The 25332-nt window shown below is 71.9% G+C and carries 23 protein-coding genes and 1 pseudogene; 12 read left to right on the top strand and 12 right to left on the bottom strand.

Annotated elements, in window-relative coordinates; all coding sequences use genetic code 11:
* Nucleotides 1-14: 14 nt before the first annotated feature.
* Nucleotides 15-3407 carry an ALF repeat-containing protein gene (locus AC0VY3_RS30875; protein WP_475551098.1) on the top strand — a complete coding sequence of 1131 codons (3393 nt, stop codon included), beginning with the start codon at nt 15-17 and terminating at the stop codon, nt 3405-3407.
* 88 nt (nt 3408-3495) lie between these two features.
* On the top strand, nt 3496-3873 hold the full coding sequence (locus AC0VY3_RS30880; protein ID WP_146065830.1) for a hypothetical protein: 378 nt from the start codon (nt 3496-3498) through the stop codon (nt 3871-3873).
* 37 nt (nt 3874-3910) lie between these two features.
* Here AC0VY3_RS30880 and AC0VY3_RS30885 read toward each other — a convergent pair whose 3' ends face one another.
* The 3 genes from AC0VY3_RS30885 to AC0VY3_RS30895 form a co-directional block, all read right to left on the bottom strand.
* A complete protein-coding gene (locus AC0VY3_RS30885; RefSeq protein WP_475551762.1) occupies nt 3911-5119 on the bottom strand; it encodes an RNA polymerase sigma factor in 1209 nt (402 codons plus the stop codon).
* 95 nt (nt 5120-5214) lie between these two features.
* Complete coding sequence (locus AC0VY3_RS30890) at nt 5215-5565, bottom strand: YciI family protein (protein WP_030084361.1); 351 nt, start codon at nt 5563-5565, stop codon at nt 5215-5217.
* Between the two features lie 187 nt (nt 5566-5752).
* Nucleotides 5753-7123, bottom strand: a complete 1371-nt coding sequence (locus tag AC0VY3_RS30895) for an AfsR/SARP family transcriptional regulator (RefSeq protein ID WP_103509536.1) — start codon at nt 7121-7123, stop codon at nt 5753-5755.
* Nucleotides 7124-7305: 182 nt separating this feature from the next.
* Here AC0VY3_RS30895 and AC0VY3_RS30900 point away from each other — a divergent pair, with 182 nt between their 5' ends.
* Nucleotides 7306-7830: a hypothetical protein gene (locus tag AC0VY3_RS30900; protein WP_103509538.1), complete on the top strand. Its 525-nt coding sequence runs from the start codon at nt 7306-7308 to the stop codon at nt 7828-7830.
* A 28-nt stretch (nt 7831-7858) separates the two neighbouring features.
* Here the strand turns inward: AC0VY3_RS30900 and AC0VY3_RS30905 are convergent, their stop codons facing one another.
* Together AC0VY3_RS30905 and AC0VY3_RS30910 are read right to left on the bottom strand one after the other, a co-directional pair.
* On the bottom strand, nt 7859-8800 hold the full coding sequence (locus tag AC0VY3_RS30905; protein WP_475551099.1) for a hypothetical protein: 942 nt from the start codon (nt 8798-8800) through the stop codon (nt 7859-7861).
* A gap of 344 nt (nt 8801-9144) precedes the next feature.
* Nucleotides 9145-9564: an ATP-binding protein gene (locus tag AC0VY3_RS30910; RefSeq protein ID WP_475551100.1), complete on the bottom strand. Its 420-nt coding sequence runs from the start codon at nt 9562-9564 to the stop codon at nt 9145-9147.
* Between the two features lie 142 nt (nt 9565-9706).
* Here AC0VY3_RS30910 and AC0VY3_RS30915 point away from each other — a divergent pair, with 142 nt between their 5' ends.
* The 8 genes and pseudogenes from AC0VY3_RS30915 (at nt 9707) to coaA (ending at nt 16551) form a co-directional block, all read left to right on the top strand.
* Nucleotides 9707-10549: a helix-turn-helix domain-containing protein gene (locus AC0VY3_RS30915; RefSeq protein WP_475551101.1), complete on the top strand. Its 843-nt coding sequence runs from the start codon at nt 9707-9709 to the stop codon at nt 10547-10549.
* Nucleotides 10546-10740 (top strand): DUF397 domain-containing protein, encoded by a 195-nt coding sequence (locus AC0VY3_RS30920; RefSeq protein ID WP_475551102.1) that lies wholly within the window; start codon nt 10546-10548, stop codon nt 10738-10740. Before AC0VY3_RS30915 ends, AC0VY3_RS30920 begins: the two co-directional genes overlap by 4 nt.
* Nucleotides 10741-10844: 104 nt before the next feature.
* Nucleotides 10845-11390: an N-acetyltransferase family protein gene (locus tag AC0VY3_RS30925; RefSeq protein WP_475551103.1), complete on the top strand. Its 546-nt coding sequence runs from the start codon at nt 10845-10847 to the stop codon at nt 11388-11390.
* Nucleotides 11391-11638: 248 nt separating this feature from the next.
* The gene (locus AC0VY3_RS30930; RefSeq protein ID WP_475551104.1) at nt 11639-12565 is read left to right on the top strand and encodes a hypothetical protein; all 927 of its coding nucleotides are present in this window, start codon (nt 11639-11641) and stop codon (nt 12563-12565) included.
* 11 nt (nt 12566-12576) lie between these two features.
* Nucleotides 12577-13656: an insulinase family protein gene (locus tag AC0VY3_RS30935; RefSeq protein WP_475551105.1), complete on the top strand. Its 1080-nt coding sequence runs from the start codon at nt 12577-12579 to the stop codon at nt 13654-13656.
* A gap of 166 nt (nt 13657-13822) precedes the next feature.
* A pseudogene (locus AC0VY3_RS30940) lies at nt 13823-14475 on the top strand (RNA polymerase sigma factor).
* Nucleotides 14463-15428 (top strand): CU044_5270 family protein, encoded by a 966-nt coding sequence (locus tag AC0VY3_RS30945; protein ID WP_103509551.1) that lies wholly within the window; start codon nt 14463-14465, stop codon nt 15426-15428. The pseudogene AC0VY3_RS30940 and the gene AC0VY3_RS30945 overlap by 13 nt, the downstream one beginning before the upstream one ends.
* Nucleotides 15429-15555: 127 nt before the next feature.
* Nucleotides 15556-16551, top strand: a complete 996-nt coding sequence (gene coaA, locus AC0VY3_RS30950) for a type I pantothenate kinase (RefSeq protein ID WP_103509552.1) — start codon at nt 15556-15558, stop codon at nt 16549-16551.
* A gap of 105 nt (nt 16552-16656) precedes the next feature.
* Here coaA and glmM read toward each other — a convergent pair whose 3' ends face one another.
* The 4 genes from glmM to AC0VY3_RS30970 form a co-directional block, all read right to left on the bottom strand.
* On the bottom strand, nt 16657-18015 hold the full coding sequence (glmM, locus tag AC0VY3_RS30955) for a phosphoglucosamine mutase (RefSeq protein ID WP_103509553.1): 1359 nt from the start codon (nt 18013-18015) through the stop codon (nt 16657-16659).
* A 282-nt stretch (nt 18016-18297) separates the two neighbouring features.
* Nucleotides 18298-18825 (bottom strand): 30S ribosomal protein S9, encoded by a 528-nt coding sequence (gene rpsI, locus AC0VY3_RS30960; protein ID WP_014154572.1) that lies wholly within the window; start codon nt 18823-18825, stop codon nt 18298-18300.
* Nucleotides 18826-18869: 44 nt separating this feature from the next.
* On the bottom strand, nt 18870-19313 hold the full coding sequence (rplM, locus tag AC0VY3_RS30965; protein ID WP_003966932.1) for a 50S ribosomal protein L13: 444 nt from the start codon (nt 19311-19313) through the stop codon (nt 18870-18872).
* Nucleotides 19314-19902: 589 nt separating this feature from the next.
* Nucleotides 19903-21522 carry an ABC-F family ATP-binding cassette domain-containing protein gene (locus tag AC0VY3_RS30970; protein WP_103509554.1) on the bottom strand — a complete coding sequence of 540 codons (1620 nt, stop codon included), beginning with the start codon at nt 21520-21522 and terminating at the stop codon, nt 19903-19905.
* 67 nt (nt 21523-21589) lie between these two features.
* Between AC0VY3_RS30970 and AC0VY3_RS30975 the strand changes: the two genes are divergently transcribed.
* On the top strand, nt 21590-22438 hold the full coding sequence (locus tag AC0VY3_RS30975) for a hypothetical protein (RefSeq protein WP_103509556.1): 849 nt from the start codon (nt 21590-21592) through the stop codon (nt 22436-22438).
* Nucleotides 22439-22513: 75 nt separating this feature from the next.
* Here the strand turns inward: AC0VY3_RS30975 and truA are convergent, their stop codons facing one another.
* The 3 genes from truA to AC0VY3_RS30990 all read right to left on the bottom strand — a co-directional run bounded on the left by truA (nt 22514) and on the right by AC0VY3_RS30990 (nt 25206).
* The gene (gene truA / locus AC0VY3_RS30980) at nt 22514-23368 is read right to left on the bottom strand and encodes a tRNA pseudouridine(38-40) synthase TruA (RefSeq protein WP_103509558.1); all 855 of its coding nucleotides are present in this window, start codon (nt 23366-23368) and stop codon (nt 22514-22516) included.
* Nucleotides 23369-23457: 89 nt separating this feature from the next.
* Nucleotides 23458-23961, bottom strand: a complete 504-nt coding sequence (gene rplQ, locus AC0VY3_RS30985; RefSeq protein WP_030628623.1) for a 50S ribosomal protein L17 — start codon at nt 23959-23961, stop codon at nt 23458-23460.
* Nucleotides 23962-24183: 222 nt separating this feature from the next.
* Nucleotides 24184-25206, bottom strand: coding sequence for a DNA-directed RNA polymerase subunit alpha (locus AC0VY3_RS30990; RefSeq protein WP_003966937.1), 1023 nt, complete (start codon nt 25204-25206; stop codon nt 24184-24186).
* Nucleotides 25207-25332 lie beyond the last annotated feature (126 nt).

The raw sequence follows: 25332 nt of genomic DNA on the forward strand, positions 1-25332 counted from the left end.
AAAGGAATTCCGTCGTGCCACCCACCATGTGGAGCAGACGCCGCATCCTCACCACACTCTCCGCGATGACCGCCGTCGCCGCCGTACCCGGCTCGCTCGTCCTGTCCGGGGCCCCGGCGTATGCCGCGGGCACCGCCTCCGACCTGCCCGACAACCTCCCGGACACCGACCGCGGCCAGGTGCTGTGGGCGTATCTGACCGGTGGCCGGGCCGTACGGGAGGCCGCCGCCGCCGCGCTGCTCGGCAACGACGCCCGGATCGCGGCGTTCCTGTCGGGCGAACTCGCCCCGGCCAGGGCCGAGGACAACCGTGTGGCCGTGTTCCAGGGCCTCGCCTGGGCGGGCCGGTCCGTCCAGACGGCGGCGAGCCGGGCGCTGTCCGGCGGCGACGAGGCCGTCGCCGCCTACCTCAAGGACGGCTATCTGGCGCCGCTCAAGACCGACCTCCGGGCCGAGGTCCTCCGCGTCATGGAGAGCGGCGGCACGGGCATCAAGAGCCGTGCGAACACCGCGCTGAACGCGGACACCCAGGAGTCGCTGGAGAAGTTCCTCCTCGAAACCCGCTTCGACGGCCAGGAGGAGGACGAGCAGGTCGAGGTCTTCAAGATCCTCGCCACCGCCTCGCCCCAGGTGAAGGAGTACGCGCAGCGCGCGCTGCAGGACGGGTCCGCGAAGGCGATCCAGTGGTTCCTGAACACCGGTCAGCACATCGCCCGGGCGCGCGACGAGGAAACGGCCACGATCGACCAGCTCGTGTCGATCGTCGAGCGCGAGGGCAAGCAGGCACGGCTCAAGACGGACAAGGCCGTCGCCGCCTCCGAGCAGGCGAAGGAAGCCGCGGTCAAGGCCAAGGAGGCCGCGCTGATCGCGGCGGCCGAGGCCAAGGCCGCGCAGAACGACGTACGCAAGTCGGCGGCGGCCGCCAACAAGGCGTCCGACGCGGCGCGCGGGGCCGCCCGCGCGGCGCAGACCGCGATCAGCGCCTCACGGTCCGCGCAGTCCGCCTCGCAGCGGGCGGCGAACGCCGCACAGGCGGCGGCAGCGGCGGCCGCCGTGGCCGGCCGCGCGGCCTCACGCGCCTACAACGCGGCCATCGCCGCCTCCGGTGACGCCAACAAGGCCTCCGCCGCGCTCTCGGCGGCCAAGGGCGCCCGGGACGCCGCCGCAAAGGCGCGGACCGCCGCGAAGGCCGCCGACCAGGCCTCCATCGCCTCCACGCAGGCCTCGGCGGCGGGCGCCGCCGCTGCCTCCGCGGCCGGCAACGCCGCGGCCGCCGCGAGCGCCTCCGCCGACGCGGCCAACGCCGCCGGCGCCGCCACCTCCGAGGCCCGCAAGGCCCGTGAGGCCGCCGCCGACGCCAACGCGCAGGCGGCCCGCGCCACCCGGGCGGCCGCGCTCTCCCGGCAGCTGGCGGACAAGGCCGCGTCGGCGGCCTCCGCGGCGCACAAGGCGGCCAACTCCGCCGCCGCGCACGCCGAGAAGGCCGCCGACGCCGCCGAGGACGCGGCCAAGCACGCCGGACAGGCGATCGAGTACGCGAAGCGCTCCCGCATCTTCGCCGAGGAGGCTGTGAAGGCCGCCAACACCGCGGCCGACGCCGTCCAGGAGGCGACGGACGTCGAGGCGGCGGCGCGCGAGGCCGAGGCCGAACGCATCGAGCAGGACACCGAGGTCGGCATCGTCGCGGCCCGCCTCAAGGCCGCCCAGGAGCAGGAGGCCCTGGACCGGATCGCCACCCAGCGCACCCAGAACGACCAGATGGCGCAGGAGATCCGCGATCTCGTCGCGCAGGCGCAGGAGGCCATGACCGCCGGGGACCAGCCGCGGGCGGTGTCCACGGGCCGCCAGGCGGCGGTCAAGCTCCTCGACAGCCACGGAACATGGACACGCCAGGCGGCGGAGTTCGCGCTCGCGGCGGGCGACTACGAGATCCTCAACTGGATCGACGTCGACCGCCCGGCGGCCCAGCGGCAGGACGACCGCGAGACCGTCCTGGCCCTGGCCGAGATGGCGGCGCCGGATGTCGCGGCCGGCGCGCATGTGGCGCTGAAGAGCGAGGACCCCGACGCGGCGAGCACGTTCCTCGAAGCGGGCATGACCGATTCGGCCGCCACCGAGAACCGCGTCAAGATCTTCACGATCCTCGGCCAGGACCCCGGCCGCGCGGTCAAGGCCAAGGCGGAGGCGGCCCTCGCCGACGGCAGTCCGGAGGCGCTGTTCCGCTTCCTGAGCACGGAGTACGTCGAGGCGGTCAAGGAAGACGACACCGTCGAGGTCTTCAAGATCCTCAACGAGGGCGGGGCCTACCTCCGTTCGGCGGCCAAGGTCGTCCTGGAGGGGTCCGCCCTCATGCGGCGGTCCTTCGTGGCGCACGACCAGTTCAACGTCGCCCGCCTCGACCACGACGCCGAGGCGCACGTCGCCGCGATCCGGGCCGCCATCGCGCACGCCGCGCAGATCGCCCAGCGGGCCCTGGAGGACGCCGCGCGCGCCTCCAAGGCGGCGGCGGACGCCCGGCAGGCGGCCGAGGAGGCGGCGGACTGGGCGGACAAGGCCAAGGGCTACGCCAAGGCCGCGGAGGCCGCGGCCACCAAGGCGCGCAACAACGCCGAGGCGGCCGACGCGTCCGCCGCGCGCGCCGCCGCCTCCGCCCAGCGCGCCGAGAGCGCCGCCGTGGTGGCACGGTCCGCCGCCCGGGCCGCGAACTACTCCATGAACCAGGCCTACGCCTCCGCCGGCCGGGCCCAGGCCTCCGCCGCCTCCGCCGCACAGTCCGCGGCGAGCGCCCGCGCCTCCGCCGAGCAGGCGGGCAAGGACGCCTCGGAGGCGGCCGCGGTCGCCTCCGACGCGCACCGCATCGCCCGCGAGAAGCGGCAGCAGGAGATCGCCGCCGCCGCGGCCGCCGCGGAACGCAAGGCGAAGGAGGACGCGCAGAGCGGCAAGAACCCGGCCGACAGCGCCGACAACGACAAGAACAAGGCGGAGGAGGACGGTGAGTTCCTCGGCCTGACCAAGGACCAGTGGATCAAGTACTCCGGCCGTGTCAGCACCATCGCCGGTACGATCTCGGCCGGCGCCGGCGGTCTGGCCCTGGCGGTCGGCTGGATCCCGGTCGTCGGCCAGGGCGCGGCCGCGATCCTCGGTGGGATCTCGCTCGTCGCGGGAGGAGTCTCCCTGCTGGCGGGCGGTGTGAACGTCATCGCGAGCTGGGGGACGGACGATTTCAAGAAGAATCTGGGCACGTTCGCACTGAGCGCCCTGTTCTTCGGGAAGGGCCGAGCGGTGGCCCATGTGTCCAAGAAGGTCGGCAGCAGCCTGTCGGGCATCGCGGACGAGGTCGGCATGAAGGTGTCCGGCTTCCTGGAGGACACCACGACGGCGGCCATCGGTCTGCTGAACTGGAGCTGACCGGGTTGACCGGTGCGGGTGGGCGGCGCCGGACACGGCGCCGCCCACCCGCACCGCACACGGGACGACGGAACGGACGGGAGAGAGCGTGCAGGCAGAGAGCTTGACGACGGCGCAGTGGTGGCTCGTGGCACTGGCGACCTCCGCGGTGCTGCTCGCGGCGGTCCACTTCACCTTCAGGAACGGCAAGGCCACGCTCCTCTCCTTGATCGCACCCGCCGCCGGTGGGGTCACCGTCCTGGGCGCCGCCGGCGTACGCGACCACGGGGAGGCGGAGGCGCTGATCATGTTCTCCGCCTCGATGCTCGCCGTGGCACTGCTGGTCCTGGCGCTCAAGCCGGAGCTGCCGAGGATCAGGGCGGCGGCCCTGGCCGGTGAGACGTACGAGATGCCGAAGTGGAAGACCGGCCTGTACGGGGTGCTGGCGGTGGCGTTCGCGGTGACGGTGGTGTTCGTCCTGCTGTGAGCAGCCGGCTGAGCGGCCCCAGGGGTGTCGGACGCCCCTACTCCCCCAGCTTCCGTCGCAGGGCTGCCCGCTCCGGCCCGGTGCCCGCGCGTTCCAGGGCCTCCCGGTACGCCTCGGCGGCCTCGCCGTCCCGCCCCAGCCGGCTCAGCAGATCGCCGCGCGCCACCGCGTACGGCGCGTACGCCCGCAGCCGGGGCTCTTCCGCCAGCGCGTCCAGCAGCGCGAGCCCCGCCTCGGGCCCGTCCCGCATCGCCACCGCCACGGCGCGGTTGAGCGCCACCACGGGCGACGGGGTGAGCGTGAGGAGCACGTCGTACAGGGCCACGATCTGCGGCCAGTCCGTGCCCGCCACGTCCGCCGCCTCGTCGTGCAGGGCGGCGATGGCGGCCTGCACCCCGTAGGGCCCGGCCGGTCCGCCGGTCAGCGCCCGGACGACCAGGGCACGCCCCTCCTCGATCATCGGCCGGTCCCAGCGCCCCCGGTCCTGGTCCTCCAGAAGCACCGGCTCGCCCTCCGGCCCGGTCCGCGCGTCGCGCCGGGCGTGGACCAGGAGCAGCAGCGCGAGGAGCCCGGCGCTCTCCCGCTCGGCGGGCAGCAGCCTGCGCAGTATCCGGGCCAGCCGGATCGCCTCCTCGGCCAGGTCGAGCCGCTGGAGACGGGGCCCGGAGCTGGCCGCGTACCCCTCCGTGAAGACCGAGTAGACGACCTGGAGCACTCCGGGCAGCCGCTCCGGCAGTTCGTCGGGGCCGGGCACCCGGAACGGGATGCGGGCCTCGCGGATCTTCTTCTTGGCCCGCACGATGCGCTGGGCCATGGTCGCCGTCGGTACGAGGAAGGCGCGCGCCACCTCCGGTGTGGTGAGCCCGGCGAGGCAGCGCAGGGTCAGGGCGGCGCGGTCCTCGGCGGCGAGGGCGGGGTGGGTACAGGTGAAGAACAACTGGAGCCGTTCGTCGGGAAGCTCACCGGCTCCGGCCGCCTCCGGGGCGGGCGCGGGCTCGGCCCGTTCCGCGTCGGCCCGCAGGACGGCGAGCCGGGCGGCGTACGTCCGGTCGCGCCGCAGCCGGTCCACGGCCCTGCGCCGCGCGGTCGTCAGCAGCCAGGCCCCGGGCCGGGCGGGGACGCCCTCGGCGGGCCAGTGCCGCAGGGCGGCCTCGATCGCCTCGGACGTCACCTCCTCGGCCAGGTCGAGGTCGCCGAACCGGCGGACGAGGGAGGCGAGCAGCAGCCCGCGCTCCTCCCGGAACACCGCCTCGACGGCGACCCCGGCCTGCCCCGCCGGGGCGTCCTCGCCGGCCGCCGGAAGGCCCTGCCCCGCCGGGGCGTCCTCGTCCGCCACGGTTCTCAGGCCCCGAAGTCCGCGACCGGCCGGACGACGACCGAGCCGCCGTCGCGCGAGCCGGGACACCGGGCGGCCCAGTCGAGGGCGGCGTCGAGGTCGGGCACGTCGATCACGAGGAACCCGCCCAGCAGCTCCCGGGTCTCGGCGAACGGCCCGTCCGTCACGGTCCGCTCCCCGGTCGGCGAGACCCGCACGGTGGTCGCGGTCACCAGATCGGCCAGCGACTCCCCGGAGACATGGATCCCGGCGTCGCGTACGGCCTTGTCGTAGGCCATCCAGTCCTCGACGGTGCACTCGGGCGCGCCGCCCTGCTCGTCGACGGCCCCGCTGTGGATCAGCAGCATGTACTTCATGGTCGGCTCCCGTCACCTGTGTGTCGCGCCCGCCGTGCGGGTCGCCCTACACGATGACGACGAACGGGACCGGGTCCGATCGACACGCCGCCGACATCTTTTTTCGCGGACCTCGAGCAGGAAGGTTCTGCGGACCTCAGCACGCGGGTCTCACGCTCGCGGGCCTCGGCACGACGGCTCACGGACCTCAGCACGAGTGCGCCCGCCGGCTCTCCCCCACCGGCTCGGCCCGCCCGCAGACGCCCATGCTGCACCAGCGGCGGCGGCCGCCCGCGTCGAGGAAGAGCCACCCGCAGTCCTTCCCCGGGCAGACCCGGACGGTGAGGCGGCGCGGGTGGGCGAGCAGGTCCGCGGCGCGCTGGGCCACGGCGTGCAGCGGAAGCCGGAGCCCGGACTCCGGATGGGGTCTCCAGCGCCCGAGACCGTCCTCGCCCCGGACGAAGGACGCGTGGCGCATGGCCTCCTGGATCATCTCGGCGGCCCGGCCGAAGGCCCCGCTGCCACCCGGGCCCGGTCCCTCCGTGAGGCACCCGTACAGCGCGCTCCGGAACCCCCGTGCCGCCGCCAGCACGGCGCCCGCCTCCTCGGGCCGCTCCTCCGCGGTGCGCAGCAGCCGGACGACCGTACGTTCGTCGACGAGGTCCAGGTGCCCGGCCCAGACCACGAGCGTGCGGTAGCCGCAGAGCCACTCCGAACCGGCCCGCCGTTCGCCGCCCCACCCGGCGTAGGTGTTGCAGAACTCCAGGGCCGGATCGCCGCTGGTGTTCCACGGCAGCCACTCGCCGCGCACCCGGACGGCGTACGTGGGCGTGGCGGCCTGCCGCAGGGCCGGGTCGTCGCGGCGGACCCGTTCGTACAGGGTGCGCAGTTCCTCGCCGGGCTCGGCGTCGAAGGCGGACCGCAGGGCGCTGCGCGTGGCCCGGTAGAGCTGGAGCGCCTCCGCCGACCGGCCGCCGCGGTGCAGGGCGACCATGCTGTCCGCGACGAGGCGTTCGCGTTCGGGGTGCTCCTCGGCGAGCGGGGGCAGTTCGGCGGCGACGCGCTCGTGCTGCCCGAGCGAGAGCAGGAGCCGGGCGCGTTCCTCCGCCGCCGAGAGCCGCAGCGCGGCGAGCCGCCGGCCGATCCGGTCGCGCAGGGCGTCGGCGGCGACGTCGGCGAGGAGTTCGCCGCGCCACAGCGCCAGCGCCCGGTCGTAGCGGAGCACCCGCTCCTCGTCGTCCACGGCGGCCGCGGCCTCCCGTACCCCGTCCTCGAAGGCCCGGGTGTCGATCACATGGTCGTCGGCACGGAGTAAGTAGCCGTCGTTGCGGGTCTCCAGGTGGACGCCGTCGGGCCCGAGGGAGGCGCGCAGCCTGCCGATGTACGTGTGCACGGTGGAACGGGCCCCGGCCGGGGCCTCGCCGTTCCAGAGCAGGTCGATGAGCCGGCCGGTCGGGACGGTCCGGCCCGCCTCCAGGAGGAGGACGGCCAGCAGGCACCGCTCCTGGCGGCGCAGCCCCGCGAGTACCGGACGCCCCCCGTGCCGCGCGGCGAAGGGTCCGAGCAACTGGAATTCCATCGGCAAAGCATCCAACTGCCGCCGCCCGCAAGGCCAGACCTTGCCTACATCTGCGCCTGTGTCGTGGCGGGTCTGTCGTGGTGAGTCTTTGGTGAGCCCCCCGGAGCATCCTTCGGCGAACAGCACGACCAGGACCACGAGCAGCACACGATCACCCGATCTCGACCCTATGGAGAGTTCACATGCGCAGCATCGTTCTCGGCGCTCTCGGCGCGGCCTGCCTGGCCGTGGTGGCGCTCGGCACGGCCCCTGTGGCGGCGGCGGCCCCGGCCAAGGCCGCTCCGCAGGGATCCGGCTGGGAACCGGCTCCTTCGGCCCCGTGGGACGTACCGGCGGGAGAGCGGTGCGCCTTCCCCATCCACGGCGAGCCCATCGTGGACGAGGTCGTCCGCCGCGAACTGCCCGCGCCCGAAGGCGTGACGCGCAGCTTCTACAAGGGCGACCTCGTGGTCCGGGTGACGAACAAGGAGACCGGGGCCTATTACGACGCCGACTCCAGCGGTGTCGCCCTGATCGACGAGTACGCCGACGGGGCCCAGCGCTGGCACATCATCGGCCCGGTGCTCCTCGGCGTGGGCGAGGGCAATCTGCCCCGGGGCATGTGGCTGGTCGACGGCGCCTACAAGCTCCACTGGAGCGCGGACCGCGTCAAGACGGTGACCGGCGCGGTCCTGTCCAAGACCGACGTCTGCGCGCAGATCGACTGAACGGACGCGGGGCGGCGGGCCGTTGACCTCACACACTGAGCAGGGACGGCTCGCCGCCGTACGCACGGATCTCGCGGCACTCCCCGCAGCACCCCGGCACGGACGACCGGAAGGCGCGGTCGCAGTCGTCGCAGGTCTGGAGGGGCACGACGGGCACGGCGGCGGGCCGGGTCGGCGGGAGGAGCGCGATGAGCCGGTGCCGCAGCAGCTTCGCCGGGTGCCGGAGGGGTACGGGCGGATCGCCGGTGAGCGCCGCCCGTACGGCCTCCGGCCGCATCCCGCGCTCCAGCCAGGCGGCGACGCCGGGGGTGAGCCGCTCCACGTCCGCCTCGGAGAGGACGAAGAGGGGCGCGCCGACGTGCAGCCCGGCGAGCAGCCGCGCGGCCTCGGCGGACAACGCGGCGCTGGGCTCGCACGGGACGGGCAGCGGCGGGGGCGGCGGCTTGGGCGCGGTGGGCGGCGGCACGAGACGGGGCGCGGGCACGGGCGCAGCTTCCGTCACGGGCACGGGCACGGGCACAGCTTCCGTCACGGGCACGGACGCGGTCTCCGGCTCCAAAGCGGGCGCGTGCGCGGACGCGGACGCGGTCTCCGGCTCGGGCACGGCCCTCACCGCGACCCGGGCCGCCGCCTCCGGGTGGTTGTACGACTCCGTACGCGTGGCGAAGCGGCCGCCGCAGCCACGCTCCCGGGTCCGGCGCAGGAACCCGTGCCGCTCCAGCTCCCGCAGCGCGGCGGCGATACGGACCTCGCTCTCCGGGAAGATCGCGGCCAGCGCCTTGACGCCGATGCGCCGCCCGGCGGGCAGCGACTGGATGTGGGTGCCGAGGCCGATCGCCAGCAGGGACATGCCCCGGTGCTGGGAGAGCCGGTTGGAGATGATCGAGAAACCGTCGGTGAGCCGGATGTTGATGTGGACAACACCGGAGGACGGGCCGCGCGAGGGCGCGCTAATCTGCTGGGTATCCATCGGGAAGCTCCTACTTCCTCGGTGGTCAGGCCTTCGGTCGGGATGCCAGTCCCGGCCGGGGGCCGTCTCAATGTCTGATGTTGTGGTCAGCGCGAGCATATGCCCGCCAACAGGTCATAAATCCAGCCCGGTTGGCACACTTCACCCATGCGAGTGATCACGGCCCCGCCGGAGCTGACCAGGACCCGCAGAGGTCGGCCCAGGGGGTTGGGTCGGGTCATTTCTCCCGTACTCAAAGACCAGTGCTTAAGAGCTTTTACGTCGTGGGTCACCGCGTCGCGGTCCACCGCGACGCGGTGACCCACGCTCCCGGCGACCTCTCCCACCCCACCGGGTCGCGACCGTCACGATCCGGTGAGCGCCACCTCCGCCCAGACCGTCTTGCGCGGGAACGGCCCGTGCTCCGTACCCCATCGCACCGACAACGCCTCGACGAGCAACAGCCCGCGCCCGCTCTCGGAGTCGGCGTCCGCATCCCGTTTCTCCGGGAGGCGGTCACCCCGCGTGTCGGCGACCTCGATCCGCAGCACGTCGCCGTACACGCTGAGCAGGATGCGGAAGTCCCGCCCGGGGACGTACCCGTGGAGCGCCGCGTTGGTGGCCAGCTCGCCGATGACGAGGCTCGCGTCCTCCAGCGGCAGCCCCCAGGAGCGCAGTTGCTCGGTGGCGAGCAGCCGGGCGAGGCGGGCGCCCCGGCGGGTGGCGGAGAGCTGGACGGCGAACTGTCCGGTGCGTGCACGCGGGTGGGTGATTTTTCGGTTCACGTCACTCAGCGTGGCCGCCCGTAACTACGCTGAGAAGCACTGACACGGGTACGGACCGTCACTGTCCCTGGTGTGTACAGGCCTGTCCCCGTACGTACGGTGCCCGCCGCGCGGGCGCACGGACCGAAGGCGGGCACGGCAGATGATCGACGGAACCGAAGAGGACCATGAGTTCGGCCTGGACGACGACTCCGGAGCGGTCATCGCGGCCGTGGGCCGGCAGATCAAGCTGTGGCGCGAGGAAGCCGGATTACGCGCCGCCGAGCTGGGTTCGATCATCGGGTACAGCGAGAACCTGGTCTTCAAGGTCGAGGGCGGGCGGCGCATCCCGAAGCCGGAGTTCCTGGACAGGACGGACGCGGCCGTCGGGGCGAACGGCAAGGTCTCGGCGATGAAGAAGGACGTGGAGGAGGCGCGGTATCCGAAGAAGGTCCGCGATCTGACGAAGCTGGAGGCGGAGGCGATCGAACTCGGCGCGTATGCCGGGGTGGTGATCCACGGGCTGCTCCAGACCGAGGAGTACGCCCGCGCGCTGTACGCACAGCGTCGGCCCGCGTACACCGAGGACGACATCGAGCGCTTGGTGACCGCTCGCATGGCCCGGCAGGTGGTGTTCGACCGCCGCCCCGCTCCTCTGCTGACCTTTGTCCAGGAAGAGGCGACGCTCCGACGGCGGACCGGAGGCAGAATGGTCCTGCGACGCCAGCTCGAACATCTGCTTGAGTTGAGCCAGTTGCGGCATGTCGAGATCCAGGTCATGCCGACGGAGGCGGAAGAGCACGCGGGTCTGGGCGGCTCGCACCGCATCCTTAAGCTCAAGGACGGAAAGACCGTCGGGCACAACGAGGTTCAGCTCATCAGCGGGCTGATCACCGATCCGAGGCAGGTGCAGATCCTGGAGATGCGCTACAACCTCATCCGGTCACAGGCCCTCACGCCGCGGCTGTCGCGGGAATTCATCGAGAAACTGCTGGGAGAGACGTGAACACCACCGAGCTGACGTGGTTCAAGAGCAGCTACAGCACCAACGACGGCCCCGACTGCGTCGAGGTCGCCGCCGCCCCCGCCACCGTCCACGTACGCGACTCCAAGCAACTCCCCGCCGGCGGCCCGCACCTCGGCTTCACTCCTTCCGCCTGGGCGGACTTCATCACGTACGCCGCAGCGCAGGGCTGAGCCACGTCCGTACCGCCGGTCCCTCCGGGTACTCCGGGGGACCGGGTCGAGGCCGTGCGGCAGCGGAGTGACAAGGGCCGGGCTCGTACGCGAGGCTCGGCTCCATGGAGATCAGAGCAGGTTCGAGGGACGACGTGGAGCAGATAGCCGCTCTGCACGCCGACAGTTGGCGTACCGCCTATGCGGGAATCATGCCGGACAGCTACCTGAGCGGCAGCCCTCTGGACGCGGAGAAGCTGGCTCTCTGGCAGGAGCGGACCGCCGAACCCGATCCGGCATCGGGACTCTTCGTGGCCGTGGGCGGCCGCGAAGTCGCGGGGTTCGCCTACATCACGCCGCGACCCGACGGCCGCCTGCTTCTCGACAACCTGCACGCCCGGCCCGGCCGTACGGGCTCCGGTATCGGCGGCCGGCTGCTTCGGCACACGCTCGCGTGGGCCGCTGCCGAACACGGCGGGCGGGACCTCCACCTGGAGGTGCTGAGCGCCAACGCGCGCGCCATCGCCTTCTACGAGCGCCACGGGGCCACACGTACGGACGAGCGAGTCTGCCGGTTCGACCAGGGCTTCGCGCTGCCCGAAGTCGAGTACACCTGGACCGCGAAGGCTCTGGCTGCAGGTGCCTCGCGCGTCGGTGCCCGGACGGAGTGACGTCGGCGCTCGACCGTCCGCGCGCCGTCGCGGCGAGCCCGGACCACATCCGCCTCGCCGTCGGCGCCGGCCTGCGGGAAACTCCCCGGCACACACCGCGCACCGGGTGCTAGCCTCCCGTTCCGATCACCGCACCGCTCGTCCCACCGCTCGACCCCGCCTCCACCTGCCTGTTCGTCGACACGCCGCGCGCCTCGTACGCCCGGCCCCCCACCGGTCGCGTCCGCAGCCCGAATCCAAGGACCGACGTGTCTCCGACCGACCCCGACCTGATACGCGCGGAGTTCGACCTCTGCCGCCAGATCCCCTCCCTCGTGGATCTCCGCACCGCCGTACGCGGGAACGACTGGGACACCGTGGAGGCGTACTTCGACTTCCTGGACGACGAGGACGAGCGGGCCGTCGCCTCGAACCTCGTCGCCGACCTCAGCTCCTCCGAACGCTTCCTGGAACGCGCCGTCGCCGACCACGGGTCACCGCTGGCCCGCACGCTGCTCGCCGCGCGCTACATCGTCGTCGGCTGGAACATCCGCAGCTCGTACACGGCGCAGCACGTCTCGCGGGATCAGTTCCAGGAGTTCCACGCGTGGCTGCGGCGTGCCGAGCAGCTGCTGATCGGCGTCTGCGCCGACGAACCCGCGTACGCCCTCGCCTGGATGTCCCGGCTGACGACCGCCCGGGGGCTGGAACTCGGGGCGAGCGAGGCGCGACGGCGGTACGACCGGCTGGCGGAGCATCACCCGCACCACATCCAGGGCCAGATCCTGCTGCTCCAGCAGCTCTGCCCCAAGTGGGGCGGGCGCTGGGAGGACGCGTTCGGCTTCGCCCGGGCGTGCGTGGAGGCGGCGCCGGCGGGAGCCCACGCGGGCCGGCTGGTGGCGCAGGCGCACCTGGAACGCTGGCTGGACGAGAGCGACGACGGGCCCGGCTCCTACCTGCGCGCGGCCGAGGTGCGCGACTCTCCGGCACCGCCGAGGAGGTCGTCGCCCACCTCAACGGGGTCTGCGCCTCCCTGCGTGACCTGCCGGTCGAACGCCTCGCCACCGAGCGGGAGATCCTGCGGACCGAGCAGGCGGGCCGCAGCCGTGGCCCCAACCACCAACTGCCGCTGTGGCGTTACGGGGCCCGGGGCTACGGGCTCGTCAGCTACCCGGAGTACGGCACGCTGCATCTGACGGCCGACGCGGTGCGCGACTGGGCGAGGACCTATTTCACCCGGGAGAACGCGGTTCTGTGGATCACCGCCGACACCGTGCCCGAGGGGCTGGACCTGACCCTGCCGGCCGGGCAGCGGCAGCCTCCGCCCGCGCCGACCTCGGCCCTGCCCGTCACCCCCGCCTACATCACGGGCGGCAGTGGCGGAGTGGTCCTGGACGGCATCGTGCGGCGCAGTTCGGCGGCGTCCCTGTTCGCGGAGGTGCTGGGCCGGGCGCTCTTCACGGACCTGCGGCAGAAGGGCGGCTACTCCTACACCGCCGACTGCGGCTACGAACCGCGCGACAACGAGCACGCGACGATCACCGCCTTCGCGGACGCGCTCCCCCAGAAGCAGGACGCGGTGGTGGGCGGCTTCATCGACGTACTGGCACGGCTGTGCGCCGGAACCATCGAGCAGGCCGAGCTCGACTCCGCCCGGGCGAAACGCCTCAAGCAGTACGAGACCCCGGACCTCGGTGCGGCCGCACTGCCCGGGCACGCCCTGAACGTCCTGACGGGCCACGCCGACCTCTCTCCCGACGAGCACCGCGCCGAACTGGCCGCCGTCACCGTCGAGGACCTGCGCGACGTGGCCCGCGAACTGCGCGCCTCCGCACTGATCCAGGCACCCGGACGGGCCGTGGACTGGGCGGGCTTCACCGAGGCCCCCCAGTGGTCGGCCCCGGACCCCGACCCGGCGGGCACCGTGCACCGGTCCCGGAGCCACGATGCCGTGAGCCTGACCGTCGGACCGGAGGCCGTCACGCTGTCCACGCCCGACGGGCAGATCACCGTGCGGTACGACGCGTGCGCCGCGATGCGCCTGTTCCCGGACGGGGCCCGGCACCTCATCGGCTTCGACGCGTTCGTCGTGGAGGTGGAGCCGACGCTGTACGCCAAGCTCACGCCGGGCCGGATCGCGGCCATCGACGCGGGCGTCCCGGCCGGGGCCGTCGTCCCCATGCCGGAGCGCTCCCCGGACGAGATCCCGCAGCCCGTCGCGCGGCGCGGCGGGCTGAAGAACCGGGCGCTGGGGGTGCTGCGTTCCCTGCGACCGGGCCGCGGCTGACGGGCCGACAGGGGGGCGCGGGGCGCATGGGCGGAGAGGGACGGGCGGTCGGGCCCTGCTTCACCGGGTCGCGGTCACACCATCGGGGAATCCGCCCGTGAACCTTTCCGCCCGCCGCGGGCAACAGGGGTGACAGCCACACCGACCGACGCACCCTGGAGGCGCAGTGACCGGACCACCTCCGGCCCGCCCAGGCACCGAACGCGACGACGCCGACGTCATCACGCAGTCGCTCGACGAGCCCGAGCTGTTCGCCGGGCTGTACGACCGGCACGCCCCGGACATCCACCGCTACGCCGCCCGCCGGCTCGGGGAGGGCCCGGCGGACGACATCACGGCGGAGACGTTCCTCATCGCGTTCCGCACCCGGGACCGCTACGACACCGCGCACCGGCTGGCCCGGCCCTGGCTGTACGGCATCGCGGCCAATCTGATCGGCAAGCACCGGCGTTCCGAGGTCCGCGCGCTGAAGGCGCTGGCCCGGACGGGCCACGACCCGGTCGCCGCGTCCTGGAGCGACCGCTCCGACGACCGGATCGCCGTACAGGCCCCCCTCGCGGGGGCGCTGGCCGCGCTCTCGCCCGGCGACCGGCACGTCCTGCTGCTCGTCGCCTGGGCGGACCTCGGCTACCAGGAGGTGGCCGAGGCGCTCCGGATACCGCTCGGCACGGTCAGGTCCCGGCTGAACCGGGCCCGCCGCAAGGTCCGCGAGGCGCTGAGCACCGATCCCGCGTTCGTCTCGGCGCTCGACACATCGCCCGCACCCCCGCCCGGCCCGTCCTCGCAGAGCAGGAGCTGAATCCGTCATGGACGAAATGACCCAGCTGCGGGAGCTGCGCGCCGACGCCCCCATCGCCGACCGCGCCGCCCTCGCCCCCGGCCGAGAACGCCTGACCGATGCCATCACGGGCAGGAACCGCCGTGCCCGCAGGCTGTGGTCCGACTGGCGGGTCGCCTCTCTGGGCGCGGCGGCCGCGATCACCGCGGCCGCCCTGATCATCACCCAGGTCGTGGACACGTCCTCGAACCCGGACACACTCGCGGACAATCTGGACCTGTCCGGCCCCACGGTGACACTGAACCGGGCGGCCGACTTCCTGGAGGAGCAGAAGGTTCCTCCGGAGCCGCGGGCCGGCCAGTGGATCTACACCGTGGACATGTTCAGGAAGCCGAAGCTGGCGACGGTGGAGAACATCGCCGAACCCGACAGCAGCCCCGCCCCGTCCTGGACCCCTTACGCGGACCCCGAGATGGAGAAGGACCCGGCGGACGACGCCTGGTCGGCCCGCGAGACCTACCGAGCGGCCGAGAGCCTTCCGGACGACCCCGCGGCTCTGCTGGCAGAGGTCCGCGCCCTCTACCCGGCGTTCGACACCGATCGGGGACGCGAAGAGAACGCCACCGCCCGCACGTTCCGCGGGCTGAGCACGCTCATCGAGTCCTTTCCGCTGTCCCCCGCCGCCCGCGCCCGCATCTACCGGGCACTCGGCACCGTGCCCGGGGTGCGCGTCACCGATCACCTCGTACGTGACGCCGCGGGCCGCAAGGCCATCGCCGTCACCTTTGAGGAACCGGGCAGCCACGAGCGCCAGGAACTCCTCCTGTCCCCGTCCGACTACTCCTATGCCGGCACCCGCCACGTGGTGACCGAGGACCACGAACTGAAGGAGCTGGGCTTCGTCACTCGGATGACGGCGGGCGATATCACCCTCGATCGCGCGCGCACCGCCGCGAGCGTGGTCGACGCCCGGGGCGAAGAGCCTCAGCCGTAGAGCAAGCAACCAACCGAACCGGGGCAGCACGGAAGGGAGCGTCCGTCCGCCCTTGCCGGCACCGCCCCGACACCCACGTGACCGACCCCACCCCCCACTCCGTTAAAACTCCCGCAACAATGAACAGGTGATCACCTCACCCGCACGGAGCCCCCACCGTCGCACCGAGCATGCGCCGACCCCCTACGTCGACCTCTCGCGCGACGAGTGGAGCGCTCTGCGGGACAAGACCCCGCTGCCGCTGACCGCCGACGAGGTGGAGCGGCTGCGGGGGCTCGGGGACGTCATCGACCTGGACGAGGTGCGGGACGTCTATCTGCCGCTCTCCCGGCTGCTCAACCTGTACGTCCAGGCCACCTCCGGGCTGCGCGGCGCGCTGAACACCTTCCTCGGGGACGCCGGGAACGGGCACGGGGCGCAGCGCGGCACCCCGTTCGTCATAGGGGTCGCGGGCAGTGTCGCCGTCGGCAAGTCCACCAGCGCCCGTATCCTCCAGGCGCTGCTGGCCCGCTGGCCCGAGCACCCGAGCGTCGAGCTGGTGACCACGGACGGGTTCCTGCTGCCGATGAAGGAGCTCAAGGCGCGCGGGCTGACCTCCCGCAAAGGGTTTCCGGAGTCCTACGACCGGCGCGCCCTGACCCGCTTCGTCGCCGACATCAAGGCGGGCAAGGACGAGGTGACCGCGCCCGTCTACTCGCACCTGATCTACGACATCGTCCCCGGCGAGCGGCTCACCGTGCGCCGCCCGGACATCCTCATCGTCGAGGGCCTCAACGTCCTCCAGCCCGCACTGCCCGGCAGCGACGGCCGCACCAGGGTCGGGCTCGCCGACTACTTCGACTTCAGCGTGTATGTGGACGCCCGCGCCGAGGACATCGAGACCTGGTATCTGAACCGCTTCCGCAAGCTGCGCGCCACGGCGTTCCAGGACCCGTCCTCGTACTTCCGCAGGTACACCCAGGTCTCCGAGGAGGAGGCGCTGGACTACGCGCGCACCATGTGGCGGACCATCAACAAGCCGAACCTGCTGGAAAACGTGGCTCCGACGCGCGGCCGTGCCACCCTTGTGCTCCGCAAGGGTCCGGACCACAAGGTCCAGAGGCTGTCCCTGCGCAAGCTCTGACCCGCTGCGAGAACCGGAAGGCCGGGCACGAGGCCCCCGGCGACGACGCCGGGGGCTTCTCTGCGCGGATGAACGACGGCCTCGGTATACGGATGAGCCGGGGGCTCAGCCCAGCGCGGACTTCACCACATCGGCCAGCCGGCCGGCGACCGCCCGGGCCTGCTCGATGTCGGCGGCCTCGACCATGACCCGCACCAGCGGCTCCGTACCCGACTGGCGCAGCAGGACGCGCCCCGTCTCGCCGAGCTCGCGCTCCGCCTCGACGACGGCGGCGGCCAGCTCGGCCGAGGTGTTCACCCGGGTCTTGTCGACGTCGGGGACGTTGATGAGGACCTGCGGCAGGCGCTGCATGACCCCGGCCAGCTCGGAGAGGCTCCGGCCGGTGGCGGCGACGCGGGCCGCCAGCATCAGGCCGGTCAGCGTGCCGTCGCCGGTCGTGGCGTGGTCCAGGACGATGACGTGCCCGGACTGCTCGCCGCCGAGCGCGAAGCCCTCGGCCTTCATCGACTCCAGGACGTACCGGTCGCCGACCGCCGTCTGGACGAGCCGGATGCCCTCGCGCTCCATGGCCAGCTTGAAGCCGAGGTTCGACATCACGGTGCCGACGACGGTCTCCTTGCGCAGCTGACCGGCGTCCCGCATCGCGAGAGCCAGCACCGCGAGGATCTGGTCGCCGTCGACCTCCTCGCCCGCCGCGTCCACGGCGAGGCAGCGGTCGGCGTCACCGTCGTGCGCGATGCCGAGGTCGGCCCCGTGCTCGACGACGGCGGCGCGCAGCAGCTCCAGGTGGGTGGAGCCGCAGCCGTCGTTGATGTTCAGGCCGTCCGGGTCGGCCCCGATGGTGACGACCTCGGCCCCGGCCCGCGCGAACGCCTCGGGCGAGACGCGGGCGGCGGCGCCGTGCGCCTCGTCCAGGACGACCTTGAGGCCGTCGAGCCGGTTGGGCAGGACGCCGATGAGGTGGGCGACGTAACGGTCGAAGCCCTCCGTGTAGTCGGTGACCCGGCCCACGCCGGCGCCGGTCGGGCGGTTCCACGGCGCGCCGGTGCGGTGCTGCTCGTAGACCGTCTCGATCCGGTCCTCCAGCTCGTCGGCGAGCTTGTGGCCGCCGCGCGCGAAGAACTTGACGCCGTTGTCGGGCATCGCGTTGTGACTGGCGGAGAGCATCACGCCGATGTCCGCGCCGAGCGAGCCGGTCAGATACGCCACCGCGGGCGTCGGCAGCACGCCGACGCGCAGCACGTCCACACCGGCGCTGGCCAGGCCCGCCACGACGGCGGCCTCCAGGAACTCTCCGGATGCCCGTGGATCACGTCCGACCACGGCGGTCGGGCGATGGCCCGCGGAGGTGCCCGCCTCGGCGATGACGTGCGCCGCCGCGACCGAGAGTCCGAGCGCGAGCTCGGCCGTCAGATCGGCGTTGGCGACACCGCGTACTCCATCCGTACCGAAGAGTCGTCCCACTGGTGTCCTCCGAAGTGCTCCGAAACCACAAACCACTGCACAGCAAACGAACTGGCAACCAAACAACACATGCAACGAAAGCAACGCGAAAACGCAAAAGGGCACGTCGGACGGCATGGCGCGACCGACCTGCGAGATGCGCGACAGCGCTCACCGGTTCGCGGTCCCGTGCGGGCCGATGAACGTCTTATGCCGTTATACGCCTGCGGGGGCTGATAAACGAACGCCCCAGCAGCACAGAGCGTGCCGCCGGGGCGAACGTGACAGTCGAGCAGGCGATATTTAGCGCTTGCTGTACTGCGGGGCCTTACGGGCCTTCTTGAGACCGGCCTTCTTGCGCTCGACCGCACGGTCGTCGCGGGAGAGGAAGCCGGCCTTCTTCAGCGTGGCGCGGTTGTTGTCCACGTCCGCCTCGTTCAGCGCGCGGGCCACGCCGAGGCGCAGGGCGCCGGCCTGACCGGAGACGCCGCCACCCGAGATGCGGGCGATGACGTCGTAGCGGCCGTCGAGCTCGAGCACCTTGAAGGGCTCGTTGACTTCCTGCTGGTGCACCTTGTTGGGGAAGTAGTCCTCAAGGGTGCGACCGTTGATCTTCCACTTGCCGGTGCCCGGAACGATCCGGACGCGGGCGATGGCGTTCTTGCGACGGCCAAGGCCGGCCGCCGGCTGCGGGTCGCCGAAGCGGCCGGCGAGCGACTCGGAGGTGTACTCACCCTCGACGGGGACCTCGGACTCGAAGGTGGTCACCTCGGCGAAGGTCTCCTCGCCCTCGGTGCCCTCGACGGGGGTCTCAACAGTGGTCTCGGCCACGATTCTCCTCAGATCTTTCTGTACGTCTTAGGGGGTGGCCGGAACTACTGCGCGACCTGGGTGATCTCGAACGGGACCGGCTGCTGAGCAGCGTGCGGGTGCTGGTCGCCCGCGTAGACCTTGAGCTTCGAGAGCATCTGACGGCCCAGGGTGTTCTTGGGGATCATGCCCTTGATGGCCTTCTCGACGGCCTTCTCGGGGTTCTTCGCGAGAAGCTCGTCGTAGCGCACCGAACGGAGACCGCCCGGGAAGCCGGAGTGGCGGTACGCCATCTTCTGGGTCTTCTTGTTGCCGGACAGGTGAACCTTGTCGGCGTTGATGATGATGACGAAGTCGCCCATGTCCATGTGGGGGGCGTAGATCGCCTTGTGCTTGCCTCGGAGGAGGTTCGCAGCCGTGGTGGCCAGACGGCCCAGGACGATGTCCTGAGCGTCAATGATGTGCCACTGGCGCGTGACATCGCCGGGCTTGGGGCTGTACGTACGCACTTCGCAGCCTTCGCTTCTTCAGTGGATGGGATCCAGACACACGGCACCTCTGAAGCGATCATGCAGCTGAGGCTCACAATGCCGGGGACGCTGCCCGTATGCGAGCCACTGGTAACTGCTCCAGGGAACCTACGTAAGGCCCTTCGCGTGAGAACGACGAAGCCAATACGTATAACAAACCTGAACCCTACCGGGGACCCCCCACGCAGGTCAAAACGCCCCCTCATCTCAGCCTCGCCGACGCTTGAGGCGGTCCTTCCAGCCCCGCCGCACCACCCAGCCCCGCCGGCGCTTGAGGCGATCTTTCCAGCCACGCCGGCGCTTGAGGCGGCTTTTTCAGCCCCGCCGGCGTTTGAGGCGGTCCTTCCAGCCCCGCCGTACCACCCAGCCCCGCCGGCGCTTGAGGCGATCTTTCCAGCCCCGCCGGCGCTTGAGGCGGCTTTTTCAGCCCCGCCGGCGTTTGAGGCAATCTTTCCAGCCCCGCCGGCGTTTGAGGCGCGGGGACCCGGGGGCAGCGCCCCCGCAACGGCGCCGCACGGCACCCCGCACCCTCGCACCCGCACCCGCCCCGCCCCGCCGACCGCCAAGGTCACCGCACCCGCTCAACCCTCCGCTCGTCCCACACCGGCTCCGAAGTCTCCCGTACGACCCCGTCCGACCCGAACACCAGATACCGGTCGAAGCTCTTCGCGAACCACCGGTCGTGCGTGACGGCCATCACCGTGCCGTCGTACACCTCCAGGCCGTCCTGCAACGCCTCCGCCGACTCCAGGTCCAGGTTGTCCGTCGGCTCGTCCAGCAGCAGCGCCGTCGTGCCCGCCAGCTCCAGCAGCAGGATCTGGAACCGCGCCTGCTGCCCGCCCGACAGCCGCTCGAAGTCCTGGTCCCCCTGCCGCTCCAGCTCGTACCGCCGCAGCACCCCCATCGCCCCGCCCCGGTCCTTGGCGTGCTCCGACCAGAGGATCTCCACCAGCGTCTTGCCGAGCAGTTCCGGATGCGCGTGCGTCTGGGCGAAGTGCCCCGGCACCACCCGCGCCCCGAGCTTCCACTCCCCCGTGTGCGCCACCGGCTCCCCCGCCAGCAGCCGCAGGAAGTGCGACTTGCCCGACCCGTTGGAGCCGAGGACCGCGACCCGCTCCCCGTAATAGATCTCCAGGTCGAACGGCTTCATCAGCCCGGTCAGCTCCAGGCCCTTGCAGGTCACCGCCCGCACCCCGGTCCGCCCGCCGCGCAGCCGCATCTTGATGTCCTGCTCGCGCGGCGGCTCCGGCGGCGGCCCGGCCTCCTCGAACTTCTTGAAGCGGGTCTGCATCGCGTGGTAGCGGTTGGCCATGTCGGGGCTGTTCGCCGCCTGCTGCCGCATCCGCAGGACCAGCGCCTTCAGCCGGGCGTGCTCCTCCTGCCAGCGCCGCAGCAGCTCCTCGAAGCGCGCGAACCGCTCCTTGCGCGCGTCGTGGTACGTGGCGAAGCCGCCACCGTGCACCCAGACGTCACTGCCCGCCGGGCTCGGCTCGACGCTGACGATCTTCTCGGCGGCCCGGGACAACAGCTCCCGGTCGTGGGAGACGAAGAGGACCGTCTTACGGGTCTCCTTCAGCTTCTCCTCCAGCCACCGCTTGCCCGGCACGTCCAGATAGTTGTCCGGCTCGTCGAGCAGCAGGACCTCGTCGGGCCCGCGCAGCAGCGCCTCCAGCACCAGCCGCTTCTGCTCACCGCCGCTGAGCGTGCGCACCTCGCGCCACTGCGCCTTCTCGTACGGGACGCCCAGCGCGGCCATGGTGCACATGTCCCAGACCGTCTCGGCCTCGTACCCGCGTGCCTCCGCCCAGTCGCTCAGCGCCTGCGCGTACGCCATCTGCGCGGCCTCGTCGTCGACGGTGAGGATCTTCTCCTCGGCCGCGTCGACCGCTTCCGCCGCCTCCCGGATCCGCGGCTGCGACACGGAGACCAGGAGGTCGCGCACCGTACGCTCGTCCCGCACCGAGCCCACGAACTGCGGCATCACGCCGAGGCCGCCGCTCACCGACACCGTGCCGCCGTGCGGCTGGAGCTCACCGGCCAGCAGGCGCAGCAGGGTCGTCTTGCCCGCCCCGTTCGCCCCGACGAGCGCGACGACGGCCCCGTCGGCCACCCGGAACGAGGCATCGCCGAGCAGCACCCGCCCGTCCGGTAGGTAGTACTCCAGGTGGCCTGCTTCGAGATGTCCCATACAGAGCATTGTCACGGTCCGCGAAGCTCTGACCCAACCGGTTTACCGATAGCCCTAAACTGCGCGCATGAGCTTTGGGCAAGGGGGGGCCTCCTGGGGGCCCGGGGGCGACGGGACTCCGGACTGGGCGGCGCTGGCGGATGAATCCGCGGCGCGCGCCCGCCGGAAGAAACTGCTGATGATCGGCGGCGGCGCGCTGGCCACCGTGGCGATCGGCGCGATCGTGACCACGGCCGTGGTCACATCGAACGGCGGCAAGGGCAAGGCTGACGAGAACGCGAGCCAACTGCCCGCACCCGCCGAGCTCCCCGAGGACACCTCGGCGCCCGAGCCCTCCTTCTCCTCGGTCGCACCGCCGCCCCCGCCGGACCCCAAGGAGTTCATATCGAGCGCCGAGAAGGACAAGGCGCCGATCACCGTCGACGGGTTCTTCCCCGGCAAGAAGCTCACCATGGGTGACCGCGTCCACCTCAAGGGCGCGACGAGCAGCGCCGCGAACTGCGCGACCGGCACCCAGGGCGCCCTCGGCTCGATCCTCGCGAACAACGGCTGCACCCAGCTCATCCGGGCCACCTACCGCAAGGACGGGGTGGCCGTCACGGTCGGCATCGCCGTCTTCGAGACGGAGGCCCGTGCGAAGAAGACCGCCGACCAGGCCTCGGGCGGCCTCGCCTCCCTCAGCGGCGGGGGCGTCGACACCTTCTGCCGGGGCGGCACGGTCTGCCTGCGCACCGCCAACTCCTACGGCCGTTACGCCTACTTCAGCGTCGGCGGCTTCCTGAACGGCAAGCGGGTCACCACCACCGACAAGGACGTCTACGCGGTCAGCAAGGACCTCACGAACTTCGCCTTCCGCCAGATCCACCGCCGCGGCCAGATCCAGGCCTCCCAGGCCGCAGCAGAACCCAACGGCTGACGAACACGCCGAACTCCCGTGCCCAGCACGGGAGTTCACGGTCAGCGGCCGGCCGCCCCCGGCCTGCGTTCCGGATCAGCAGCAGCCCGCCCCCGGCAACGTCCGTACGTTCCGGGCCTCTTCGGCCCGGGCCGCCAGCAAGCCGTCCGCCGGATACGCCACTTCCTCCAGCGTCAGCCCGTGCGGCCGCACCACATGCACCCCGGGATCGCGCACCTTCGCAGCCAGCACCTCGGCGGGCCAGGAGGCCGGCCGCCGCCCGTCGCCGACGAACAACGCCGCCCCGATCAGGGCCCGCACCATGTTGTGGCAGAACGCGTCCGCCTGCACGGTCGCCGTGAGGACCCCGGACTCCTCGTCCCGTACCCAGCTCAGCTTCTGGAGCGTACGGATGGTCGTCGCGCCCTCGCGCTTCTTGCAGTACGCGGCGAAGTCGTGCTCGCCCACCATCAGCGCGGCCGCCTCGTTCATCGCGTCCACGTCCAACGGCCGGTCGTGCCACAGCACATGACCCCGCATCAGCGGATCGACACCACCGGGCCGGTCGCCGACGCGGTACGCGTACCGCCGCCACAGCGCGGAGAAGCGGGCGTTGAACCCGGCCGGGGCGGGAGCCGCGCGCCAGATCCGTACATCCAGCGGCAGCCGCCCCGCCAGCCGCCTCAGCAGCTTCTCCTCGTGCTCCGCCCAGACCGCCTCCGGCAGATCCACATGGGCCACCTGGCCGCGCGCGTGCACCCCGGCGTCCGTCCGCCCCGCCACCGTCAGGTCGTACGTCACCGCCGAGCGGGTCACGGTCCGCAGCGCGTCCTCGATCTCGCCCTGCACCGTGCGCCGGCTGGTCTGCTTCGCCCAGCCGGAGAAGTCCTTGCCGTCGTAGGACAGGTCCAGTCGTACCCGTACGAAACCGGGCTCGGCCTCGTCACTCACCGCGTCTCCCTCTCCACACCCTGGTCAGCGAAACGGGCCCGCACCGCCCCGAAGGGAGATGCGGGCCCGTCCCGTGGTCGCTAGGACGCTCAGGCGTCCTTGGACTCCGCGTCGTCGGCCGGCTTGGCGTCCTCGACGGCCTCGGCCGCGGGGGCCTCGTCCTTCTTGAGGGCGTCTTCCTTGACCGCACGCTTCGTCGCGGCCTCGGCCTCACCGGTGGCCTGCTGGGCCACGGTCAGCGCCTCGACCAGCTCGATGACGGCCATCGGGGCGTTGTCGCCACGACGGTTGCCGATCTTGGTGATACGGGTGTAACCACCGGGGCGGTTCTCGTACCGGGGAGCGATCTCGGTGAAGAGCGTGTGGACGACGCTCTTGTCCGTGATCGTCTGGAGCACCAGGCGACGGTTGTGGATGTCGCCCTTCTTCGCCTTGGTGACGAGGCGCTCGGCGACGGGGCGCAGACGGCGGGCCTTGGCCTCGGTCGTCGTGATGCGGCCGTGCTCGAACAGCGACTTCGCCAGGTTGGCGAGGAGCAGCTTCTCGTGCGCGGCGCTGCCGCCCAGACGGGCACCCTTGGCGGGACGCGGCATGGTGATTCTCCTTGTGTGCTGCACCGGCCGTATCAGGTACCGATGTCAGTTCCCGCGAGGCGGACGCCTCACGGAAGTCATAGCTGCCGACCGGGCACGATCAAGCCCGTCCGGCGTTCGCCGGACATCAGCCGAATTCAAGCCCGTCCGGCGATTGAGGACAAAGCCTCAGCCCCGGCCCGGGGCGCCCGAAAAACCGGGCACCCCCAGCCGGGAGGCGACTCAGTACTGCTCGGTCTCCACGAAACCGGCGTCCGCGTCGTCGTCGGCGCCGAAGGCGTCGGCGGCGGCGGTCGGGTCGAAGCCGGGAGGCGAGTCCTTCAGCGCGAGGCCCATACCGGCCAGCTTCGCCTTGACCTCGTCGATCGACTTCGCACCGAAGTTGCGGATGTCGAGCAGGTCCGCCTCGGAACGCGCCACGAGCTCACCCACGGAGTGGATGCCCTCGCGCTTGAGGCAGTTGTACGAACGGACCGTGAGCTCCAGCTCCTCGATCGGCAGAGCCAGATCGGCGGCGAGAGCGGCGTCCGTCGGGGACGGGCCCATGTCGATGCCCTCGGCGTCGATGTTGAGCTCGCGCGCCAGACCGAACAGCTCGACCAGGGTCTTACCGGCCGACGCCATGGCGTCACGGGGACGCATGGCCTGCTTGGTCTCGACGTCGACGATCAGCTTGTCGAAGTCGGTGCGCTGCTCGACACGGGTCGCCTCGACCTTGTACGTGACCTTGAGCACCGGCGAGTAGATGGAGTCGACCGGGATACGGCCGATCTCCTGGCCGACCTGCTTGTTCTGGACGGCGGAGACGTAGCCGCGACCGCGCTCGACGGTCAGCTCCATCTCCAGCTTGCCCTTGCCGTTGAGCGTGGCGAGAACGAGGTCGGGGTTGTGCACCTCGACACCGGCCGGGGGCGCGATGTCGGCGGCGGTGACCAGACCCGGGCCCTGCTTGCGCAGGTACATCACGACCGGCTCGTCGTGCTCCGAGGAGACGACCAGCTGCTTGATGTTGAGGATGAGGTCGGTCACGTCCTCCTTGACGCCCGGCACGGTGGTGAACTCGTGCAGGACACCGTCGATCCGGATGCTGGTGACAGCGGCACCGGGGATCGAGGAGAGGAGGGTGCGGCGGAGGGAGTTGCCGAGGGTGTAGCCGAAGCCCGGCTCCAGCGGCTCGATCACGAACCGGGAGCGGAACTCGTCGACGACCTCTTCGGTCAGCGACGGACGCTGAGCGATAAGCATGCGGTGATCCTTCAGTCGTGGGCACCCACTATTTGATGCCCGACAGATGTAACAAGGGTACGGGCGGTACGCCCCGTGAGAGGTGTACCGCCCGGACCCGGCGCTACTGACGCACGGCCGTCACCG

This window comes from Streptomyces sp. iso_384, from assembly GCF_056172905.1.

Bases quoted from the DNA above. Each gene is read 5' to 3' on its own strand.
- AC0VY3_RS30890 (WP_030084361.1), bottom strand. From the start codon at position 5,565: ATGAAGTACATGCTGCTGATCCACAGCGGGGCCGTCGACGAGCAGGGC.
- AC0VY3_RS30895 (WP_103509536.1), bottom strand. From the start codon at position 7,123: ATGGAATTCCAGTTGCTCGGACCCTTCGCCGCGCGGCACGGGGGGCGT.
- AC0VY3_RS30900 (WP_103509538.1), top strand. From the start codon at position 7,306: ATGCGCAGCATCGTTCTCGGCGCTCTCGGCGCGGCCTGCCTGGCCGTG.
- AC0VY3_RS30905 (WP_475551099.1), bottom strand. From the start codon at position 8,800: ATGGATACCCAGCAGATTAGCGCGCCCTCGCGCGGCCCGTCCTCCGGT.
- AC0VY3_RS30915 (WP_475551101.1), top strand. From the start codon at position 9,707: ATGATCGACGGAACCGAAGAGGACCATGAGTTCGGCCTGGACGACGAC.
- AC0VY3_RS30925 (WP_475551103.1), top strand. From the start codon at position 10,845: ATGGAGATCAGAGCAGGTTCGAGGGACGACGTGGAGCAGATAGCCGCT.
- AC0VY3_RS30945 (WP_103509551.1), top strand. From the start codon at position 14,463: ATGGACGAAATGACCCAGCTGCGGGAGCTGCGCGCCGACGCCCCCATC.
- AC0VY3_RS30970 (WP_103509554.1), bottom strand. From the start codon at position 21,522: ATGGGACATCTCGAAGCAGGCCACCTGGAGTACTACCTACCGGACGGG.
- AC0VY3_RS30975 (WP_103509556.1), top strand. From the start codon at position 21,590: ATGAGCTTTGGGCAAGGGGGGGCCTCCTGGGGGCCCGGGGGCGACGGG.
- rplQ (WP_030628623.1), bottom strand. From the start codon at position 23,961: ATGCCGCGTCCCGCCAAGGGTGCCCGTCTGGGCGGCAGCGCCGCGCAC.
- AC0VY3_RS30990 (WP_003966937.1), bottom strand. From the start codon at position 25,206: ATGCTTATCGCTCAGCGTCCGTCGCTGACCGAAGAGGTCGTCGACGAG.